Annotated in this window: 22 protein-coding genes and 1 pseudogene; 15 read left to right on the forward strand and 8 right to left on the reverse strand. The window is 55.4% G+C overall.

The features are described from left to right. The first annotated feature begins 57 nt into the window (after positions 1-57). From trxA to J4721_RS09095, 3 genes are all read left to right on the forward strand, one after another. Complete coding sequence (trxA, locus tag J4721_RS09085; protein ID WP_014876414.1) at positions 58-378, forward strand: thioredoxin; 321 nt, start codon at positions 58-60, stop codon at positions 376-378. A gap of 92 nt (positions 379-470) precedes the next feature. Further along, the gene (locus J4721_RS09090) at positions 471-818 is read left to right on the forward strand and encodes a Lin0512 family protein (protein ID WP_211002590.1); all 348 of its coding nucleotides are present in this window, start codon (positions 471-473) and stop codon (positions 816-818) included. Continuing rightward, positions 815-1,180 carry a Lin0512 family protein gene (locus J4721_RS09095; RefSeq protein WP_076618177.1) on the forward strand — a complete coding sequence of 122 codons (366 nt, stop codon included), beginning with the start codon at positions 815-817 and terminating at the stop codon, positions 1,178-1,180. The genes J4721_RS09090 and J4721_RS09095 overlap by 4 nt, the downstream gene beginning before the upstream one ends. Positions 1,181-1,261: 81 nt before the next feature. On the opposite strand, the gene J4721_RS09100 is transcribed toward J4721_RS09095, so the two are convergent. Beyond that, positions 1,262-1,456 carry a DUF1127 domain-containing protein gene (locus tag J4721_RS09100; protein ID WP_211002589.1) on the reverse strand — a complete coding sequence of 65 codons (195 nt, stop codon included), beginning with the start codon at positions 1,454-1,456 and terminating at the stop codon, positions 1,262-1,264. A 334-nt stretch (positions 1,457-1,790) separates the two neighbouring features. On the opposite strand from J4721_RS09100, the gene hslV reads away from it, so the two are divergent. The 4 genes and pseudogenes from hslV to J4721_RS09120 all read left to right on the forward strand — a co-directional run bounded on the left by hslV (position 1,791) and on the right by J4721_RS09120 (position 5,981). Then, positions 1,791-2,354, forward strand: a complete 564-nt coding sequence (gene hslV, locus J4721_RS09105) for an ATP-dependent protease subunit HslV (protein WP_014881547.1) — start codon at positions 1,791-1,793, stop codon at positions 2,352-2,354. Between the two features lies 1 nt (position 2,355). Next, entirely contained in the window at positions 2,356-3,426 is a 1,071-nt protein-coding gene (locus tag J4721_RS09110) for a hypothetical protein (RefSeq protein ID WP_211002588.1), read from the forward strand. Between the two features lie 12 nt (positions 3,427-3,438). Continuing rightward, complete coding sequence (hslU, locus tag J4721_RS09115) at positions 3,439-4,749, forward strand: ATP-dependent protease ATPase subunit HslU (protein ID WP_014876408.1); 1,311 nt, start codon at positions 3,439-3,441, stop codon at positions 4,747-4,749. Positions 4,750-4,834: 85 nt separating this feature from the next. Next, positions 4,835-5,981 (forward strand): annotated as a pseudogene (locus J4721_RS09120) (alpha/beta hydrolase). Between the two features lie 21 nt (positions 5,982-6,002). Here J4721_RS09120 and J4721_RS09125 read toward each other — a convergent pair. Genes J4721_RS09125 through J4721_RS09135 form a run of 3 tightly spaced genes read right to left on the reverse strand, consistent with a single transcriptional unit; the run spans position 6,003 to position 8,313 of the window. Next, the gene (locus J4721_RS09125; protein ID WP_014876406.1) at positions 6,003-6,605 is read right to left on the reverse strand and encodes a Smr/MutS family protein; all 603 of its coding nucleotides are present in this window, start codon (positions 6,603-6,605) and stop codon (positions 6,003-6,005) included. Beyond that, positions 6,605-7,660, reverse strand: a complete 1,056-nt coding sequence (locus tag J4721_RS09130; protein WP_102875206.1) for a murein transglycosylase A — start codon at positions 7,658-7,660, stop codon at positions 6,605-6,607. The genes J4721_RS09125 and J4721_RS09130 overlap by 1 nt, the downstream gene beginning before the upstream one ends. After that, the gene (locus tag J4721_RS09135) at positions 7,657-8,313 is read right to left on the reverse strand and encodes a Tim44/TimA family putative adaptor protein (RefSeq protein WP_014876404.1); all 657 of its coding nucleotides are present in this window, start codon (positions 8,311-8,313) and stop codon (positions 7,657-7,659) included. The genes J4721_RS09130 and J4721_RS09135 overlap by 4 nt, the downstream gene beginning before the upstream one ends. A 115-nt stretch (positions 8,314-8,428) precedes the next feature. Here J4721_RS09135 and J4721_RS09140 point away from each other — a divergent pair, with 115 nt between their 5' ends. Continuing rightward, complete coding sequence (locus J4721_RS09140; protein WP_014876403.1) at positions 8,429-8,935, forward strand: FxsA family protein; 507 nt, start codon at positions 8,429-8,431, stop codon at positions 8,933-8,935. Positions 8,936-9,013: 78 nt separating this feature from the next. Then, a complete protein-coding gene (gene secB / locus J4721_RS09145) occupies positions 9,014-9,508 on the forward strand; it encodes a protein-export chaperone SecB (RefSeq protein ID WP_014876402.1) in 495 nt (164 codons plus the stop codon). A gap of 79 nt (positions 9,509-9,587) precedes the next feature. Here secB and dnaQ read toward each other — a convergent pair whose 3' ends face one another. From dnaQ to J4721_RS09165, 4 genes are read right to left on the reverse strand one after another with little or no spacing between them, the layout of a single operon-like run. Continuing rightward, positions 9,588-10,325: a DNA polymerase III subunit epsilon gene (gene dnaQ / locus J4721_RS09150; protein WP_076618167.1), complete on the reverse strand. Its 738-nt coding sequence runs from the start codon at positions 10,323-10,325 to the stop codon at positions 9,588-9,590. After that, the gene (gene coaE, locus J4721_RS09155) at positions 10,318-10,911 is read right to left on the reverse strand and encodes a dephospho-CoA kinase (RefSeq protein ID WP_211002587.1); all 594 of its coding nucleotides are present in this window, start codon (positions 10,909-10,911) and stop codon (positions 10,318-10,320) included. Before coaE ends, dnaQ begins: the two co-directional genes overlap by 8 nt. Next, positions 10,908-11,741, reverse strand: coding sequence for a shikimate dehydrogenase (locus J4721_RS09160; RefSeq protein WP_211002586.1), 834 nt, complete (start codon positions 11,739-11,741; stop codon positions 10,908-10,910). Before J4721_RS09160 ends, coaE begins: the two co-directional genes overlap by 4 nt. Beyond that, positions 11,738-12,337, reverse strand: a complete 600-nt coding sequence (locus tag J4721_RS09165) for a nucleoside triphosphate pyrophosphatase (RefSeq protein WP_076618161.1) — start codon at positions 12,335-12,337, stop codon at positions 11,738-11,740. The genes J4721_RS09160 and J4721_RS09165 overlap by 4 nt, the downstream gene beginning before the upstream one ends. Positions 12,338-12,742: 405 nt before the next feature. Between J4721_RS09165 and J4721_RS09170 the strand changes: the two genes are divergently transcribed. The 6 genes from J4721_RS09170 to J4721_RS09195 all read left to right on the forward strand — a co-directional run bounded on the left by J4721_RS09170 (position 12,743) and on the right by J4721_RS09195 (position 19,228). Next, positions 12,743-13,198 carry a CopD family protein gene (locus J4721_RS09170; protein ID WP_014876397.1) on the forward strand — a complete coding sequence of 152 codons (456 nt, stop codon included), beginning with the start codon at positions 12,743-12,745 and terminating at the stop codon, positions 13,196-13,198. Positions 13,199-13,327: 129 nt separating this feature from the next. Continuing rightward, the gene (gene rho, locus J4721_RS09175; protein ID WP_014876396.1) at positions 13,328-14,599 is read left to right on the forward strand and encodes a transcription termination factor Rho; all 1,272 of its coding nucleotides are present in this window, start codon (positions 13,328-13,330) and stop codon (positions 14,597-14,599) included. 32 nt (positions 14,600-14,631) lie between these two features. Next, entirely contained in the window at positions 14,632-15,924 is a 1,293-nt protein-coding gene (gene mnmE, locus J4721_RS09180) for a tRNA uridine-5-carboxymethylaminomethyl(34) synthesis GTPase MnmE (protein ID WP_102875201.1), read from the forward strand. Positions 15,925-15,936: 12 nt separating this feature from the next. Then, complete coding sequence (gene mnmG / locus J4721_RS09185) at positions 15,937-17,811, forward strand: tRNA uridine-5-carboxymethylaminomethyl(34) synthesis enzyme MnmG (RefSeq protein ID WP_211002585.1); 1,875 nt, start codon at positions 15,937-15,939, stop codon at positions 17,809-17,811. After that, positions 17,812-18,426, forward strand: coding sequence for a 16S rRNA (guanine(527)-N(7))-methyltransferase RsmG (gene rsmG / locus J4721_RS09190; protein ID WP_102884234.1), 615 nt, complete (start codon positions 17,812-17,814; stop codon positions 18,424-18,426). Next, positions 18,419-19,228, forward strand: coding sequence for a ParA family protein (locus J4721_RS09195; protein ID WP_044040856.1), 810 nt, complete (start codon positions 18,419-18,421; stop codon positions 19,226-19,228). Before rsmG ends, J4721_RS09195 begins: the two co-directional genes overlap by 8 nt. Position 19,229 lies beyond the last annotated feature (1 nt).

Consider the following 19,229-nt stretch of genomic DNA (forward strand, 5'->3'; position numbering starts at 1 on the left):
CGTTAAGGCGTTCATAGGTTCACAGCCGAACTGCCACACTCTTAGGGAGACATTCCAATGTCCACCGTCGCCGTAACCGATGCCACTTTCGATGCCGAAGTGAAGAATTCCGAAGTCCCCGTAGTAGTGGATTTCTGGGCCGAATGGTGCGGTCCCTGCAAACAGATTGGCCCCGCTCTGGAAGAGCTGGCCGCAGAATACGGCGATAAGGTCAAGATCGCCAAGGTCGATGTCGACAGCAACCCCAACGCAGCTTCAGCCATGGGTGTGCGCGGCATTCCAGCGCTGTTCATTTTCAAGAACGGCGAGGTTGTCTCCAACCGCTCTGGTGCCGCACCCAAAGCTGCGCTGCAAAGCTGGATTGACGAGTCGATCTGAGCCAAACAGACAATCAGAAATATCAAAAGGCGTCCCAATGGGGCGCCTTTTTCACAAGTCGCTTTCAAAGCGACAAAATTGGGGGAGGAATCATGGCCGAAACACGGGTGCTGGTAGAGTTCGGTATGGGGACGTCGCTGCGGCGACAGGATTATACCGAGGCTGCAAAACGCGCGATCAAGGACGCGCTCTGGCATAACTCTGTCAATGTTGCCGAACTGTTCGACTTCCAAAAATCCGCCATGCGCATCCGTGCTGAAATCGGCGTACAAAACCCCGACGCCATCGACCGGGACGCGCTCAGCGCAGTCTTTCCCTATGGAACAGCCGAAATTCATGTGACCAAAGGCGGCCTCGATATCGACAAATCAGGCACTGGCCACACAGTAATCGCCAATGCAGCCATCATCGTCTCATTTGATATGGAGCCGACAGAATGACCGAGAAACGCATTATTCTGGAAATGGGCACCGGCAACGATCTTTATGGGCAAGATTACACCAAAGCAGCCCGCCGCGCCGTACAGGATGCGCTGCACCACTCGTCGATCACGCTCTTTACCAAACTGGGCATAGATCATACTGAAATGCGGGTTGACGTCACAATCGGTGTTCAGGAGCCTGACAAGGTCGACTGCGATCTGGTGGCCGCCGATCTGCCACGTGGACGCGCCACTGTGCGGGCGGTTTTTGGCGGATTGGATGTAGATGATCATGCGGACGGTAGCAAACATGTGGTTGCCACCGCAGCGATTGAGGCCTGGTTGCCGGATCAGTCAGGACGCTACCGATTGCGATCCTGATCACTGAAACAGGCTCTAACAAAAGAAAAAGCCGCCCTGAAAGGAGCGGCCAAATCATCTTTGGTACTGAGGGACGTGCCCTTAGATATTTGCGATATCCGCGCGTGTCAGACCGATGTCTTCCAGCTGAGTATCGGTCAGCTCGGACAGGGCGTTGCGGGTGTCGCGTGCTTCTTTCCACGCCAGGATCGAAGACTTGGCGTTGTAGACTGCGTCCACCAGGCGGAGTACGGTCACTGCTCCGAGCGGCGCATGGATGTTTGCTGTGGTAGCCATTTGCGCATTCCTTATGAGAACCAGCCGACACCATGTCGGTTGTGAGCCTCATGTAGGATGAGCTGCCGAGTCTCACAATTGCCGGTTCGACAGCCCCGAATTGCAGTTTTTGCATAGCATGTTTTTTAGGCGATCTGCCCGTATTCCGGGCGCGCGGCTTTCCTCAGGCATCGCCGGCGAGGCGCCTTTGCTGCTCAACTGAACCATTTCACATGGCACAGGGCCAGGCGCGGCACGCGGCTATTCGCTTGATCACCGGCCCCCGCAACGGATAGCACCCGGTTGAGGTACAAATGACCAGTGCCCATATAGGCCTGGAAACGAGGAGAACATGATGGCAGACGATCAATTTCCGGGCTGGCACGGCACCACGATCATTGGCGTGAAGAAAGGCGGCGAAGTCGTCATCGCCGGCGACGGGCAGGTGTCCCTGGGCCAAACCGTGATCAAGGGCTCTGCCCGCAAAGTGCGCCGCCTGTCGCCCGGTGGATTTGATGTCGTGGCAGGGTTTGCCGGCTCCACCGCCGATGCCTTCACTCTGCTGGAACGGCTGGAGGCGAAACTGGAAGCCACTCCCGGGCAGCTCGCCCGCGCCAGTGTTGAGCTGGCAAAGGACTGGCGCACTGACAAATACCTGCAAAAACTGGAAGCCATGCTGATCGTGACCGACGGCGCCGATATGTTCGTGATCACCGGCGCCGGCGATGTGCTGGAACCCGAACATGACGTCGCCGCCATTGGATCAGGCGGTAACTTCGCGCTGGCGGCAGCGCGCGGCATGATGGACAGTGATCGCAACGCCGAAGCCGTTGCCCGGGATGCGATGGCGATTGCCGCTGATATCTGCGTCTATACCAACGGTCGCCTGACAGTCGAAAGCATCAGCCAAAAGGACTGACATGAGCCATATCGATCAAAACGATATTCGTGCAGCGGTGGGCTCAGGTCTGCTGAGCGAGGCACAGGCGGCCTCTCTCATGGCCTTGGCACATAGCCGACGGGGCGCGCGTGAAAATCTTGCTCCCGGTGATGAACCTTTTGAGCTGTTCAAAGGGTTCAACGAGATCTTCATTGTCATCGGCTTGATCATTCTGGCCACCGGGTGGGCCGCTGTAACCGGCATTTCCATGACCGAAGGGTTGGGTGGTCTGGTTCAAAAGGCAACCATGTCCTCTGTGATTGGTGCCGTGGTGTTATGGTTGCTGAGTGAGTATTTCATCCGCCGCCGCCGCATGGTCGCGCCGGCGATTGCGCTCTCGATCCTTTGGACCCTGAATGCCGGCGTCGGACTTTCGGCAGAATATTCGCAGGTGTTCATGGTCGCGCAGGGTGACTATTCCAGCCTGCCACTGGCTGTTGCCCTGACCACCATCTCAATTGCGATTTACTGGCTGCGGTTTCGGGTCCCCTTTGCCATGGCACTGATCGCGCTTGGCGTGTTCACGCTGGCGCTAATGCTGGCCGCAAATCAATCGGGCAGTCTGACAGTCATGAGTGATTTGTTTCTACTGTCAGCCTCCGGCCCGTTTGCATGGGTCACCCTGCTGGTTGGCGTCGGCGTATTTGCGGTTGCGATGCTGTTTGACCTGAGCGATCCGCACCGGGTGACCCGGCGCTCTGCTCAGGGGTTCTGGCTGCACGTGGTGGCCGCCCCGGCATTGGTCAACACCATCGCTCTCAGTCTGCTGGACAACGGCACATCCAGCGCCAATCTGACACTGATGGCGGTGCTCCTCGCCTTCGCGCTGGTTGCGATCATCATCGACCGGCGGTCATTTCTGATCGCTGCGATCGGATATAGCGTCACCTTGGCGGCCACAGTCTTCGACGGGGACGGCGCCGCCACTACCATTCTTGTGCTGGGCCTGTTCCTGGTGACCCTTGGTGCCTTCTGGGCACGGATCCGGGCCTTGCTGATTTCCCCTCTCTCACGGGTACTGCCGCTGGACCGGCTACCGCCTGCTCACTGAAACGGACCTCACATGACTGACCTCACTCCTCGCGAAATTGTCTCTGAACTTGATCGCTTCATTATCGGCCAGACAGATGCCAAACGTGCGGTTGCCGTGGCGCTGCGCAACCGTTGGCGCCGCAAGCAGCTGGGCGATGATCTGCGCGACGAAGTCTACCCAAAAAATATTCTGATGATCGGGCCCACCGGTGTCGGCAAGACAGAGATCTCTCGCCGGCTGGCAAAATTGGCCCGCGCGCCCTTCATCAAGGTGGAAGCCACCAAATTCACCGAGGTCGGCTATGTCGGTCGCGACGTTGAGCAGATCATTCGGGATCTGGTGGATATAGCCATTGTTCAAACGCGCGAACACATGCGCGACGACGTAAAGGCCAAGGCCCGCCAGGCTGCTGAAGAACGGGTGATTGATGCCATCGCCGGCACTGACGCCCGAGATGCCACCCGCGATATGTTCCGCAAGAAGCTGAAAGCCGGCGAGCTGGATGATACCATCATTGAACTGGATGTTTCAGACACTTCCAACCCGATGGGAGGCATGTTCGAAATCCCCGGCCAGCCAGGCGGCAACATGGGCATGATGAACCTCGGCGATCTGTTCGGCAAAGCGATGGGCGGACGCACCACGCGCAAGAAGATGACTGTTGCAAACAGCTACGATGTGCTGATCGGCGAAGAAGCCGATAAGCTCTTGGACGATGAAACCGTGACCAAGGCAGCGCTCGAGTCAGTTGAACAAAATGGCATCGTGTTTCTGGATGAAATCGACAAGGTCTGCACCCGTCAAGACGCGCGCGGCGGCGACGTCAGCCGCGAAGGCGTGCAGCGCGATCTGCTGCCCCTGATTGAAGGCACCACTGTTTCGACCAAACACGGCCCGGTCAAAACCGACCATATTCTGTTTATCGCTTCGGGTGCGTTTCATATTGCCAAACCGTCAGATCTGTTGCCCGAACTGCAGGGCCGCCTGCCGATCCGCGTCAATCTGCGCGCGCTTAGCGAAGAGGATTTTGTACGTATCCTGACCGAAACGGACAATGCTCTGACACTGCAATATACCGCTCTTCTGGGTACTGAGGAGGTGACTGTCAGCTTCACCGATGACGGGATCGCATCGCTGGCAAAGATCGCAGCTGAGGTCAATCAGACCGTCGAGAACATCGGCGCGCGTCGTCTCTACACGGTGATTGAGCGTGTGTTTGAAGAACTGTCCTTCAGCGCGCCTGATCGTTCAGGTGAAACGGTGACTGTGGATGCCGCATTTGTTCGCAAGAACCTTGGTGAACTGACCAAATCTGCAGATGTCAGCCGATATGTGCTCTGACCACCGTTAGGGCATCTGCGCAATCAGTGGACATGGCGGTGGGCGCCCAGTAGCCTGCCGCCATTGTCAATTGGTGGTCCAAAACATGCGTTTTACACGAGTCCTCTCCCGTCTTTGCATCGTGTTGATTGTTGTGGCTGGGTGCACCGACAGATCCTTTACACCAACCGTTCCCGACGCGTTGGAGGTCGGCAAGGCCAAAACCATATTTGGCGCAACCACTCGTGAGCCGCTGCCCAACGGGACCTTTGGCCCGGAACGATCCGATACTCTGCGCCTGCTGGAGCTGACAGTGTCGATCCCGCCCAGTCATTCGCCGGGACAATTGGATTTTGCCTATGCCGAACCCAACCCTGAAACCCAGTTCACCATGGCGGGTCGGCAACGGCTCGACGGGATGGCTGAGCTGAACCGCCGGATCGAGCGTGAGCTTAAGAACTACCCGATTGGGGAGCGTGACATCACCGTTTTTTGTCCATGGCTTCAACTCAACCCAAGCTGAAACGGCCTTTCGTGCTGCGCAGCTGAGCAACGACATTGGTATTCCCGGCGCCACGATCATCTACTCCTGGCCCAGTCAGGGCAATCCATTGGGTTATGCCTACGACGGCGACAGCGTGTTGTTTGCACGCGATGGCCTGGAGCAATTGCTGCGCAATCTGAAACCTGGCGTGTCCAACCGCGTGGTGCTGGTGGCACATTCCATGGGATCGCAGCTGGTGATGGAAACCATGCGCCAAATGGAGATCAAGACACCCGGCTGGAGCAGCAAAAACCTTGGTGCAGTGATCCTGATGTCGCCGGATCTGGATGTCGAAGTCTTCCGCAGTCAAATGCGCAGGATCGATCCGGTACCGCAGCCGTTTGTCGTGATGGTCTCGCGCAAGGACAATGTACTGAACCTGTCGCAACGCCTGCGTGGAACCCACAACAGGGGCCGGCTCGGCAATCTCAAATCACTCGATGACGTGTCAGAGTTGCCCATCGAAGTGGTCGATACAACGGCCTATGCCGATACTGCGGAATCCGGGCATTTCGTGGCCGCAACCTCGCCGGCAGTGCTGTCTATCCTGAATTCGGCCCGCCAGACTGCTGCGGCCTTTGACCGCGAGGCGCTCTCGATCCAACGCCTGTTCCCCGGCCGACTGGTCGTTGACAAGGAGGACAACGCTGTCGAGATCACGCTGTCGGATAACTATCAGGCTAACATCTATCGCGGCGAAGATCGCTGACCCAAGCGTCTTGAACCGATCTCAGCGGTGGCGGCGCAGGTAGACGTAGTACGCCCCGCCGCCGCCATGGCTGACATGGGCCGGTGTCACCTGAAGCACCACCTGCGACAGTGGCGGCAGGGACAACCACTGCGGCACCTGATGTCGCAAGACGCCGCGGGGGACCGGCATCGGGCCGGGTTCGTCGCGATCCTTCCCCTTGCCGGTGATCACCAGCACCAGCCGCTTGCCGGCAGAATGCGCTGACAGGACAAAGCCAACCAACGCCGGATGCGCGGAATCAACCCGCATTCCATGCAGATCCAGCTTACCCTCGGGCTTCAGTTTACCGCGTTTCATCTTGCGATAGGCCTTACCGTCCATCTGCATCGGCGCAGCGATCAGCCCACTGGTGACACTGGGCTTAAGATCATGTCTGGCCGACTTTGGCCCAACCTTGGACCCCAACTCGAACAGCTCTGGCGTGAACCGCTCCTGTGGCGGAAGTATCGATTTGGTCGGTTTTGGTTTTGGCAAATGGGCCGTGGCAGGGGCGGTGTGTGTTTTCGGGTGCAGCCGCTCAGCCTGTTTGGCAACGCGGTGCCACAGGTCGATTTCCTCAGATGTCAGTTTGCGGCGGGTCATCAGTAGTCCCCTGGCAACAGCGCATAGGCACGTTGGATCGGCAACAGAACGACCATTCTACCCGGATCCCGCAGCTTGCCGGCCTCAATCCCGGCTTCGTCACCGCTGCCAAAGAACACATCGGCGCGCTGCGCGCCCTTGATCGCTGATCCGGTATCCTGCGCAATCATCAAGCGGCGCATCGGCTTCGCTCCGTCTTTTTCAAGCCAGACCGGCGCGCCCAGCGGCGTGAAACGTGGATCAACTGCCAGACTGCGCAGAGTGGTCACCGAGCGGTTCATTGCCCCTAGCGGCCCGGCAGAGGCGGGAATGCGGCTCACCTCACGGAAAAACACATATGAGGGATTGTGCATCAGGAGATCCTCGCCGGCGAGGGGATTGCGCCGCACCCAACGCTTGATCACTGCAGCGCTGACCTGATGGATATTATAAATACCGCGGCGGACCAATTCAGTGCCGATGGACCGGTATTCATGACCGTTTGCACCACCATAGCCAACACGGATCGACGATCCATCGGGCAGGCGAATTCGACCAGACCCTTGAATTTGCAAGAAAAACAGTTCCACCGGATCATCGACCCAGGCGATTTCCAACCCGCGCCCCTCCATCACACCGCTTGTCAGAAGTTCGCGTCGTGTCAGCCACTGACTGATCTTGCGCGACTCCGGCGGTTGACGATAAACCGGATACCGGTAGCGCGAGCTGGGTCGGCGAGCACCTGAGAGTTCGGGTTCAAAATAGCCGGTGAACAGGGCCGGCGCGCCATCTTCAATCAGGACCGGGCGAAAGAACAGCTGAAAAAAGCCACGCGCTGCCTTAGGGTCTTGTTCGTTGGCCAATGCGCAGAGCGCGCGCCAGTCGGGATCATTCAAATCACGGCAAGTCTGTAGAAATGCACCCAGCGCCGCTTCGTGATCATCGTCTGCCCATCCCTCCAGCTGAGCGAAGGACAGCATGGTATAACTGATTTCCGCCTGTCCGCCCTGCGGAAACAAATATGCGCCAGCTCCAAGAGCCAGCGCACAGAGTGCCCGCCGGAGCCCACGCATCATGCGTCCGTAGCGACCAGATGCCAGTTCGGGTCCGCGCTGCCCATGGTGCGGCCAAAGACCCAGGTGTCTTTCTGGCGCTTCACCGCCTTGGGATCACCCTCAACAATATCTCCACCGCGATCACGCACAACCGAGGTCAACTCAGCGACAAACCGCATCGTGATCTGTGCATCTCCAGTCGCCGGATCAAAGCTGGTGTCGGTCAACGTCGTCTCACGGACGCCAATAAACTCTGCCTCAATCGTCAGCCCCTGATCCTCACGATGAGCAACTGCGGTGACAAAACTGTCAAAGACGTCAGGCGCAAGGAAGGCTTCAATATCATCCAGCTCGCCGCGTTCAAAAGCCATGAGGATCATTTCATATGCGCCACGGGCGCCCTGCACGAAATCACGCACCTCAAACGAAGGTTCGGCTTTTTTCATCGCGGCAAGATCGCTGGCCTGCGGGCTGTCTTCGGGGACATAATCAACGATATCGTGATCTGGTCCACCTTCGATCACCTCAAGTTCGGGGCGTCTGTTCTGGCGATCGGCCTGCGGCACGGCCGGCTTTTCGAACCCTTCACGGGTGCCCAGTACGCTTTTCAGGCGCAGGATCAAAAACACGGCAATACCGGCCAAAACCAACAGCTGAATCACGGGCGACTCCATAACAACCTCTACGGTAGATGTTCATGCTTCGTTTGAAACTAAAGCGTTCCAACCTTATGTAGGTGACGGGTCGGCGCAAGTCCACCGTCCCGCGCAAGTTCTGAGGAAACCCAGCATGTATCTCTTTCTCGCCTTTCTGATGGTTCCGATCATTGAAATCGCACTTTTTATTCAAGTCGGTGGTGCGATCGGCCTCTGGCCAACGCTGGCTATCGTGGTGCTGACGGCCGTGTTGGGGACCTGGCTGGTCCGTACGCAAGGTCGGCTCGCGCTCGGCCAGCTGCGCAGCTCTTTCGAGCAGTTGAATGACCCCACCGAACCCCTGGCGCATGGCGCCATGATTCTGGTGGCCGGCGCCCTGCTGCTAACACCCGGTTTTTTCACGGATGCGGTTGGCTTCGCCCTTCTTGTCCCACAGATACGTATTGCTGTTTATCGCTACCTGCGCTCAAAAGTGACGGTTGCCCGGTTCCAGATGGGCCCTGGCAGCATGCACGGACGCAGCTACCCTGGCGACAATTCCCCTAAACCTCAGGGCGATGTCATTGATGCCGATTATGAGGACGTCAGCAATGATCGACCCCAAAAGGGCCCATCCGGCTGGGTTGATGGCCAAGGCTGAGCGAGTGGTGTGACACCCCGTTGAGGTACCGCTCCCAAGCTGATAAGCACGAGCAAAACATAGTTTAGGAGTAGCTTCATGGCCGAAAACGGCGCAACAGAAGGCGTGCAGCAGCCGCAAGTCCAGATGAATATTCTGGGCCAGTTCATCCGCGATATGTCGTTCGAAAACGTCATGGCACAAAAAGGCGTCGGCGCCGACGTTCAGCCCGATGTCAGTGTGCAGGTTGCCCTTGATGCAAAAAAGCGTCAGGCGGAAAACCAATATGAGGTGATGACCAAGCTGAACATCGAGTCCAAGGACAAAGAAGGCAATGTCGTCCTCTTCGTTCTGGAACTGGAATATGTTGGGATTTTCAACATTTCCGGCATTCCCGAAGATCAGCTGCATCCGTTCCTGCTGATCGAATGCCCGCGCATGCTCTTCCCGTTCCTGCGTCGCATCGTTTCCGACGTCACCCGTGACGGTGGCTTCCCGCCGCTGAACCTCGATAATATCGATTTCGTCGCGATCTATCGCAACGAACTGGCGCGTCGGCAGCAGGCTGAGGCTGCGGAACAACCGCAGCAATAAGCGTTCCCTGCTTGGGATACGAAAAACGCCGCTGAAAACAGCGGCGTTTTTTTTTGCGTTTGACCCTTAGGGTCAGAAATCAGCTATTGGCGCCGTTCCACAGGGCGGCATCCCCCATTTTAGCAACGAAATTGGCATGTGCTTCCTGTTCCTGCTCGGTCAGCCGCGACGACAGCGGGGATGGCCGTGTAGTCGGGCGCCAGTCATCTGTGACCGTCGCCCCGCTGCTGGCCTTATCATTGGAGGCTGAAAGGCCAAAGTCCGGCTGTCGGCCACCAATTAGTTCCAGATAAACATCGGCCAGAATTTCAGAATCGAGCAACGCCCCGTGCAGGGTTCGATTGCTGTTGTCGATATTGAACCGGCGGCAGAGCGCATCCAGCGTCGCCGGCGAGCCAGGAAAACGTTTACGGGCAATCGCCAGCGTATCAACCGCCTGATCCATCGGTAGCTTTGGCAGCCCCATCCAATCCAGCTCCGCATTGAGGAATTTCATGTCGAAGGCCGCATTGTGGATCACCATTTTGGAATCCCGGACAAAATCCAGAAATTTCTGGCCCACTTTTGCGAACACAGGCTTGTCGCGCAGGGTGACAGCACCCGGGCCGGGCTGCTGTGGCGGCTCCAGAAGATCCGGCCCGATGCCGTGCACCTTGAACGCATCCTGCGGCATGGAGCGTTGAGGGTTGATATAAACGTGAAATGTCTCGCCCGTTGGCATGTGATTGAGCAGTTCAACCGCACCGATCTCGACAATCCGGTCGCCAGAAAACGGGTCAAAGCCGGTGGTTTCCGTATCAAGAACAATTTCACGCATCTGCTATCAGCCTTCTAATCTGTGCGAGGATGGTCCGTACCTGAGCCTGGGCATGGTCCGGGGTGTCGGTCTCGATCAGATAATCGGCCCGCGCTTTCTTCTCCTCTATCGGCATCTGTTTCTGCAGGATTTGTTCAAATTGCTCAACTGTCATCGTCCCGCGCGCAAGGACCCGCTGGCGCTGTGTCTCAGCATCGATCCAGACGCAGGCGACGGCATCCATTCCTGTGTCGCCACCGGTTTCAAACAGCAGCGGGATATCAAACACCAGAACATCATGCGGCGACGACGTTCTGAAAGCCTCGCGGTCAGCAGCCACAAGCGGGTGTACGATGGTTTCAATTCGGGGCAGGGCGCGACTATCGCCAGCGATGATGTCCCGCAGGCGACCCCGGTCAACCCGGCCTTCTATAACGGCCGTGGGCCACGCGTTCCCAATGGGGGCGACCGCCGCACCGCCTACATCATAAAGACGGTGAACTGCAGCATCCGCGTCCCAAACCGCGCAACCCTCTTCGGCAAAGATCTGCGCGGTTGCGCTTTTCCCCATGCCGATAGACCCGGTTAGTCCTAACGCATAACTCATGCCAATGCGGCCTCCCGCGTAGCGGCGTCAACCTCGGGCCGCTTGCCAAACCAACGTTCAAATCCCGGTACCGCCTGATGCAACAGCATTCCCAGACCATCAACGGTGGTACAGCCAATATCCTCGGCCCATTGCAGCATTTCCGTTTTCAGCGGTGTGTAGACCAGATCTGTCACAACAGTGCTGGAACGAAGCCCATCCAGAGGCACACGCAGACGCGGCTTTCCAACCATTCCAAGAGAGGTCGTATTCACCAGAAGAGCGGCCTGTTCGATGACATTGCCAACCTGCACCCAGTCGACCACCTGAATGCGGGAGCCAAATTCGCTGCGGAACTGATCCGCCCGTTCCCGCGTCCGGTTGCTCAACAGAATCTCAGGCACGCCTGCCTCAAGCAGGGAGGCGATCACCGCGCGACTGGCGCCGCCGGCCCCAAATACAACGGCCGGACCTGCGGCAGGATCCCAGTCCGGCGCGGATTGGTGTAGGTTGGTGATAAAACCGTAACCATCTGTATTATCAGCAAGGATAGAGCCATCAGCGCGGAATATCAGCGTATTGGCAGCCCCAATCAATGTCGCACGATCCGTCACCTGATCGGCGATCTCCATGATCTGTTCCTTGTGTGGAATGGTGATGTTTGCGCCGACAAAGCCCATCTTGGGTAAACTGCGAACGACCTCCTCCAACTGACCCGGTTCGACATGCAGCGGTATATAGTGACCAGCAATGCCATAGGTCCGGAGCCAATGGCCGTGCACCAAAGGTGATCGCGAATGTGCAACGGGGCTACCGATCACGCCAGCCAGCGGAATCCGAGTATCATTCATTGTTCTATCACTCCCTGAAGGGCCAGATAGTTCAGAAGCTCCAGCAAAGGTAATCCGAGCACATTGAAGTAGTCTCCCTCGATGGCGCTGAACAATCGCACCCCTTCTTCCTCCAGCTTATATCCGCCAACGGCATACTTAATACTGTCCCAGTTCCGCATAACATAACTGCGCAGATATGCATCGGAACTCGACCTCATCCTAAGCCGCACCTGCCCGATATGCCGCCATAGCGGCTCATTGTCGCGATAGATAACCGCAGCGGACAATAACATATGTCGCTTGCCGCGCATCATCTTCAGCTGAGCAAACGCATCATCCGAATCTTTTGGTTTTGATAACAATTTTCCATCAAACTCGAGAACCTGATCACAGCCCAAGACCAGGGCTCCAGGATGTTTCGCGCTGACCTTGCGCGCCTTCGCCTCTGCCAGCGTATCGGAGATATCGCGCGGCGTGGCCTCCTCTGCCAGAAGCGCCGCCTTGATCGCCGCTTCGTCAATACGGGCTGCGGCGACCTCAAACGGAACGCCAGCCTGCCGCAACAGCTGGGCGCGTATCTGCGATCCGGAAGCCAGAACGATGTGGGTAGACATGTGGAAAACCCCGTGGGCAAGAGTGTGATGAGCTTTGGACGGTTTGTATGAAATTTCGGCCAATTCGCAAGCCGTGGAGAACCTCAAAATCCCCATTTGCTTGCCGGCAGATTCGCCCTGAGAGGATAGGGATAACTTTGAAATCGTGGATATCTCAGTTGCTCTGATTTCACCCCAAGTTTATCCCCACGATCAAACCCCAGCTTGCACGTAATATTTCTCATGTTTTTATAGCCTGCCGGCAAGGGGCATCATGTCGCTGGGGGTAAAGCTGGTAAGTTATCCCAAGCGGGGATAAGCCGGTGGACGAGTCAGTTATCCACCGTTTTTAGGGTGCACTACTAAAACATCATCCTTTTAAAATACTTATATTTTAAGGGGAGAGAGGGAACCGAGAGGCCAACCATGGATCTGAGCGATCTGCTCTTTGAAATTTACCCCTACGCCAAATCTCTGCACATCATGGCAGTAATCAGCTGGATGGCAGGTCTGTTCTACCTCCCGAGGCTATTTGTCTATCACGTGGAGCAGGCAGAGAAGGTACCGGACAGCCTTCCCATCTTTGTCATGATGGAAGAGAAGTTGCTTCGCATCATTATGAGGCCCGCCATGTACGTCAGCTGGGCTGCAGGGCTGCTAATGGTACTGACGCCGGGGTTGGTCGACTGGAACAGTCTTTGGCCCTGGACGAAGGGCCTGAGCGTTCTGGGGATGACCTGGTTTCACCACTGGTTGCTGGTTCGTCACCGTGATTTCGCGAATGGTAAAAACACCCGCAGTGGTCGAAGCTATAGAATGATGAATGAAGTCCCGACATTGCTGATGGTGGTCATCGTGGTATCGGTCATTTTCAAGTTCTGAGCGAGGATTTGACTCAACAGGGTGGACCCCTTATGTATGCGGCCAACGGGCCCGTCCGGGCACTCGTGTCTTCCTTATACCAATGACACCGCTCCCCAGATCTCAGGGGAGAACAAAGGCCGTATATATATGACCGTTCAATCCCTGAACCTTTCCGATCTTAAGGCAAAGAGCCCTAAGGACCTGTTGTCCATGGCCGAAGAGCTGGAGATCGAAAACGCCTCCACCATGCGCAAGGGCGAGATGATGTTCCAGATTCTCCGCGAACGTGCGGATGAGGGCTGGGAAATTGCCGGCGACGGCGTGCTTGAGGTTCTGCAGGATGGATTCGGTTTCCTGAGATCGCCTGAGGCCAACTATCTGCCCGGTCCTGATGATATCTATGTCTCGCCCGATATGATTCGTCAGTATGCGCTACGGACTGGTGACACGGTCGACGGTCAGATCAAATCGCCGCTGGAAAACGAACGGTATTTTGCGCTGACCAATGTCACCAAGATCAACTTCGAAGAACCGGAGAAGGCCCGTCATAAAATCGCCTTTGACAACCTGACTCCGCTCTATCCTGATGAGCGCCTGAAGATGGAGATCGAAGATCCCACCATCAAAGATAGGTCTGCTCGCGTGATCGATCTGGTGTCGCCCATCGGCAAGGGCCAACGGTCTCTGATCGTGGCTCCGCCGCGGACTGGTAAGACAGTAATCCTTCAGAATATCGCGCATTCCATCGCGAAGAATCATCCGGAATGCTACTTGATCGTTCTCTTGATCGATGAACGCCCGGAAGAGGTCACTGATATGCAGCGTTCGGTCAAGGGTGAGGTCGTATCCTCCACCTTTGATGAACCTGCGACCCGGCACGTTGCCGTGTCGGAGATGGTGATCGAGAAAGCCAAGCGTTTGGTGGAACATAAACGAGATGTTGTGATCTTGCTTGATTCGATCACAAGACTTGGTAGAGCGTTCAACACCGTTGTGCCGTCTTCTGGTAAAGTCTTGACCGGTGGTGTGGACGCAAATGCTCTACAACGTCCCAAACGGTTCTTTGGTGCAGCCCGAAATATCGAAGAAGGCGGTTCTTTGACGATCATCGCCACGGCACTGATCGATACTGGTAGCCGGATGGATGAAGTGATCTTTGAAGAATTCAAAGGAACCGGCAACTCTGAAATCGTCCTCGACCGGAAGATTGCAGACAAACGTGTATTCCCAGCGATCGACATTCTCAAATCCGGTACACGGAAAGAGGATCTGCTCGTTGACAAAGGGGATCTTGCAAAGACATTTGTGCTTCGCCGGATTCTAAACCCGATGGGCACTACCGATGCGATTGAATTCCTTTTGTCTAAGTTAAAGCAAACAAAGACAAATTCTGAGTTCTTCGACTCAATGAACACCTAGTAGACGGGCCGGCACGAAAGGAAGGTCATCTGATGGACACGATCTTTGCGCTGGCCTCCGCCCAAGGGAAGGCCGGCGTTTCTGTTATTCGCATGTCTGGCCCAAAGGCCATTAGCACCGCTTCTGTCATCAGTGGCGGTGATTTGCTCTGTCCGGGCAGGGTGTTACGCGTTCTTTCTGATTGCAGCGGAGCACGTATAGACGAAGCTCTACTGCTTACCTTTGCCGGCCCGAATAGCTTTACTGGTGAAGATACCGTTGAATTTCAGGTGCATGGTAGTACTTCGGTTGTCAGCGCTATGCTTAATCTGCTGGGCCAGTTCGAGGACGTGCGGCTGTCTGACCCTGGTGAATTTACGCGCCGTGCTCTTGAAAACGGTAAGCTGGACCTCTCCCAAGTTGAAGCATTGGCGGATTTGATCGATGCAGAGACCGAGGCGCAGCGGGTACAGGCGCAAGCCGTGCTCGCCGGCGGGTTGGCCGACCTGGCTGAGCGCTGGCGAAAAGATCTCATTCGCGCAGCATCCCTGATCGAGGTGACGATTGACTTCGCTGATGAAGACGTCCCGGTTGATGTAACGAAGGAAGTCAAAGAACTTCTGGCCGGCGTGACGGCGGATCTGGAACCTCAAATTGCCGGCGTAAAAATGGCTGAACGGATACGCAGCGGTTTTGAGGTCGCGATCATTGGTGCACCAAACGTTGGGAAATCAACTCTACTTAACGCTTTGGCCGGTCGCGAGGCTGCGATCACGTCTGAATATGCCGGGACCACTCGGGACGTAATCGAAGTAAGAATGGATCTTGCCGGGCTGCCGGTAACTCTTCTCGATACTGCCGGCCTGCGCGAGACTGATGATCATGTCGAGGGGATCGGTATCAAAATGGCGAAAGAACGCGCAGAGAAGGCTGATCTGCGCGTATTTTTGACCGAAGATCGAGCTGCAATTGATATCGACATCTCTGAGGATGATATTGTCATCGCACCTAAGGCTGATCTCGTCGGTGATGGTGTTCCTCAAAAGGCTGTTTCCGGAAAAACGGGGCAGGGCATAGATATGCTAATTACAGATATCACCAAAGTACTGCGGAATCGCGCTGGTAAGGTGGGCATTGCAACTCGCGCACGACATCGAGAGACAATGAAGACGGCATATGACCGGCTTCAGTCCGCGCAAGATGTGCTAAGATATGGCCCTGAGTATTATGATGTTGCTGCTGAAGATATGCGTTCGGCTATTCGCTCCCTGGAGATGCTTGTTGGCCGTGTTGGGGTTGAAAATCTGTTGGATGAAATCTTCTCCAGTTTTTGCTTGGGAAAGTAGGGAGTGTTTCACGTGAAACATCCAAATTACGATGTGGTCGTTGTCGGTGGCGGCCACGCAGGAACCGAGGCAGCGCATGCGGCCGCCCGGATGGGAGTAAAAACGGCTCTCGTAACCCTCACTAAGGACGGCATTGGTGTGATGTCCTGCAATCCGGCAATTGGCGGATTGGGGAAAGGTCATCTGGTTCGAGAGATTGATGCGCTTGACGGCGTTATGGGGCGTGTCGCTGACAAAGCTGGCATACAATTTCGCCTCCTGAATAGACGGAAAGGGCCTGCTGTACAGGGCCCGAGGGCGCAATCAGATCGTAAGATCTATCGTCGTGAGATGTTGGCGGAAATCGAAGCGCAACCCAATCTTGATATTGTCACTGGTGAAGTTGTCGATTTCCTTATGACAGGTGACAAAATCCGTGGCGTACGTCTTGCCGACGAGAGTGAAATCACAAGCCGTGCTGTGATCCTGACATCCGGAACCTTCCTGAGAGGTGTCATTCACATAGGTGATGTATCTAAGCCTGGCGGTCGTATGGGGGATAGGCCATCTGTCCGTCTCGCAGAAAGGCTCGACAGCTTTGATCTGCAATTAGGGCGGCTAAAGACAGGCACGCCACCACGGCTGGATGGGCGTACAATTGCCTGGGAAAAGCTGGAAGGGCAGCCCGGAGATGACGATCCGACGTTTTTCAGTTTTTTGACGACATCCGTATCGGCGTCTCAAGTCGTATGTGGCATTACACACACCAATACGCATACACATGACATTATCCGCGATAATCTAGAAAGATCTGCCATGTATGGTGGACATATCGACGGTGTGGGTCCGCGCTATTGTCCGTCGATCGAAGATAAGGTTGTGCGCTTCTCAGATAAGACAAGTCATCAGATCTTCCTCGAACCGGAGGGCGTGGATGATCATACGGTCTATCCGAATGGGATTTCGACAAGTCTGCCACTGGATGTTCAGGAACGCTATGTGCGCTCTATTGTCGGATTGGAAGATGCTGTTATCTTGCAGCCCGGGTATGCGATCGAATATGACTATGTAGATCCGCGCGCGCTGGGACTAGATCTGGCCCTAAAGTCCTATCAAGGTCTGTATCTTGCGGGGCAGATTAACGGTACCACCGGATATGAGGAGGCTGCGGCACAGGGGCTTGTAGCTGGATTGAATGCTGCGCGCTATTCAAAGGAAATGGAACCGGTCACGTTTAGTCGGTCTGATAGCTATATTGGCGTGATGGTGGATGATCTCACCACCAATGGTGTGACTGAGCCTTATAGAATGTTCACCTCCCGAGCTGAATTCAGACTATCACTGCGCGCAGATAACGCTGATCAGCGGTTAACTGGTATTGGTTCCAATCTAGGATGTGTCGGTGAGGTGCGTCGTGAGCTTTTTTCCAGAAAGATGGAAAAACTCGAAGAAGCACGAGCCAGGATGGATACCCGCCAGTTTACGCCGAAAGAAATCAATGAAGCCGGTATCGCAGTAAACCAGGACGGAAACAGACGGACCGCGACTGATGTATTGGCGTTTCCTGACGTCGCATTCGAGGATATTTTACGCCTGCTTCCCGAACTGGCAACCTGCGAAGATCCTATTCGCCGTCAGATCGAGCGAGACGCGCTTTACGCTAACTATATCATCCGTCAGAAACGAGAGATTGAGGCTTTGAAGCGTGATGAAGGGTATCGTATTCCACCTGATTTTTCTTACGATTTCGAGGGGCTATCGAATGAACTACGTGGGAAACTTGAAAAATCACGACCGGAAACACTTGCCCAAGCGGGGAGGGTTGACAGTATGACACCTGCGGCGTTGGCATTGATCTTGGCACGGCTGCGCCGTGGTGCCACGGACGGCCAAGGGAAGAGATCCTAAATGAGTGAGGTGAAGATCGGAGAGGCGCATGTTTCACGTGAAACATATGACCGCCTTAAACACTATGAAAGTCTCGTCAAAAAATGGTCTCCTAAAATAAATCTGATTGCGAAGTCGACTTTGGATAATGTCTGGGACCGTCATATTGTGGACTCTGTTCAAATCTGCCAAGGAATCGATTTTCCGCAAACCTGGCTTGATATCGGGAGTGGTGGCGGGTTTCCAGGTGTCGTCGTTGCGATTCTCGCGGTTGAGCGTGCGCCAGATTGCGTGATTACTTTGATCGAGAGCGATCAACGGAAGTGCGCCTTTCTTCGCACGGCGATTCGCGAATGCGGAGCGAATGCAAAAGTTGTGTCAGAGCGGATCGAAAAGGTGCCACCGATGGCGGCTGATGTTATTTCAGCACGCGCATTGGCTGATCTTACAACGTTGCTTGGCTTTGCCGAGAGACACCTCCAACCGGGAGGAATTGCGCTTTTCTCCAAAGGAATACAGTGGAAAAAAGAAGTGGATAACGCGCGCAGCCAATGGCAATTCGACCTGAAATCCACTAATAGTTGGACTGAACCCGAGGCGGTTGTTTTAGAAATCAGGGGAGTGACGCGTGTCTGATTTGTCCCGGCCGGCTGGGCCTCGAATTATTGCAGTGGCCAATCAAAAGGGTGGGGTTGGTAAAACGACGACCGCGATCAACCTGGCAGCAGCCTTAGTTGAGACCGGATATCGAGTCCTTGTTGTAGACCTGGATCCGCAGGGCAATGCCTCAACTGGTCTTGGGATCGAAGCGACAGATCGCACCCGTACAACGTATGATCTTCTTGTAGATGACGTTGCACTAAATGACGTTATTCGCGAGACGGAGATCGAAGATCTTTGCATTATTCCAGCAACGGTCGACCTAAGTTCGGCGGATATCGAGCTTTTTACAAATGAAAAGCGCAGCTTCTTACTGCACGATGCGTTACGTCAGCCGGCAATGGATGATTATGACTGGGATTATGTCCTGATCGACTGCCCGCCATCACTGAATCTATTGACAGTCAATGCCATGGTTGCAGCCCATTCAGTCTTGGTCCCGCTACAGAGTGAGTTTTTCGCACTTGAAGGGGTTTCTCAGTTGATGCTCACAATTCGTGAGGTGCGTCAGACCGCGAACCCGAACTTGCGGATCGAGGGAATTGTTCTGACGATGTACGATCGGCGGAATAACCTGTCTCAGCAGGTGGAGCAGGATGCCCGTGGGCATCTGGGTGAATTGGTCTTTGAAACTAAAATTCCTCGAAATGTACGTGTCAGCGAGGCGCCGTCTTATGCGTTGCCGGTGTTAAACTATGACACGAACTCGCTTGGGGCGAATGCGTATCGTGCCCTTGCAGAAGAACTGATTGCGAGACATCAGAAACTCGCAGCCTAAC

Source organism: Phaeobacter sp. HS011 (assembly GCF_018101215.1).
GTDB classification, from domain to species: domain Bacteria; phylum Pseudomonadota; class Alphaproteobacteria; order Rhodobacterales; family Rhodobacteraceae; genus Phaeobacter; species Phaeobacter inhibens.